This window comes from Arthrobacter sp. SIMBA_036 (genome assembly GCF_046535135.1).
Classification (GTDB): domain Bacteria; phylum Actinomycetota; class Actinomycetes; order Actinomycetales; family Micrococcaceae; genus Arthrobacter.
In genome coordinates this window covers 1-253 of record NZ_JAWRXG010000333.1, presented here as the reverse complement: position 1 = coordinate 253, position 253 = coordinate 1, and the positions used below count along the sequence as shown (strand labels likewise).

Sequence of the window (253 nt, the reverse complement as noted above, 5' to 3'; positions counted from 1 at the left end):
ATCGATTGCCAGATCTGTTTGCTGGGTTCCCCCGTTGCCGCCGCAAGTTTGGTCACCAGCTGTTTTAGCGCATTGTGCTCCGCCGGTAATAAAGGACGGTCGGTCGCCTCGCGCTGCTGTGGTTGCGGAATAACCATCTTCCCTTCCTGCAACAGGGTGAGAATGGTTTTTAATTGCTCCGGTGAGAGCTGATTCAGCGGCGTCTGACCAAAGTTATGACGGATATAATCCGTGACCGCCTGACGATTATTCC

At 53.4% G+C, this 253-nt stretch carries 1 protein-coding gene; it reads right to left on the bottom strand.

Going from position 1 to position 253, the window contains the following annotated elements; all coding sequences use genetic code 11:
* Nucleotides 1-253, bottom strand: a 253-nt coding sequence (locus tag SB659_RS20090) for a hypothetical protein (RefSeq protein WP_410551698.1), incomplete at both ends; no start/stop codon positions are given.